At 62.8% G+C, this 627-nt stretch carries 1 protein-coding gene; it reads right to left on the bottom strand.

The genetic code is table 11. The features are described from left to right. Positions 1 to 392 (bottom strand): sigma factor (locus tag MKL01_RS24500; protein WP_279604860.1); only part of this gene is annotated, 392 nt, incomplete at its 3' end. Between the last annotated feature and the right edge of the window lie 235 nt (positions 393 to 627).

Raw genomic sequence — 627 nt, 5'->3', positions numbered from 1 at the left:
AGGATCGTGAAGGTCCAAGCCTCGAAGTTCGTGCCCTGTTCGAAGCGTGTACGGGAGCGCCATGCCCGCACAAGGGTGTCCTGAACGAGATCGTCGGCCACTACCGGGTCGCGGGCGAGCGAGACGGCGAAGCGGAGCAGGCCCGGGAGTATGGTGACGAGCAGCCTCTTGAACTCGGCATCGTTGCGTTCGGCCGCGTCGCCGAGAGCCAGATCGAGCTTGGCCAGTAGATCGGCAAAGCGGCTCGTGGCGCTAAGCTCGGCATCCTCCTGCGCGTAGACGGCAGCGAGCAAGGTCCCGAGGTGTTTCTGGATCCTGTCCGGGAGAACGGGCCCGAACGTGCCCGCCACCTCCTCGGCCCATTCCGGAAGCTCAGCCTCCTCCGTGCTCATTGTGTGCACGGGGGAGGTTTGCGCGACAACGTGCGGCGCGCCTTGTAGGGAAAGAGCGGTCGCATACATACACTCACGGGAGGTCGCCGCCACCTACACAAAACACGAGACCACTCGATGAGCGAGAACTGGGTCGAACTGCATAGAGTGGAGTGGCTGGTGGAGCCACGTGGAGAGTGGTGGTTGTCTGTAGGTGTGGTCGACGGTTCTACAACACGGACGGAAGGGACACTTT

This window comes from Methylobacterium sp. J-070 (assembly GCF_022829385.1).
Classification (GTDB): domain Bacteria; phylum Pseudomonadota; class Alphaproteobacteria; order Rhizobiales; family Beijerinckiaceae; genus Methylobacterium.
This window is presented reverse-complemented; position numbering and strand designations above follow the sequence as displayed.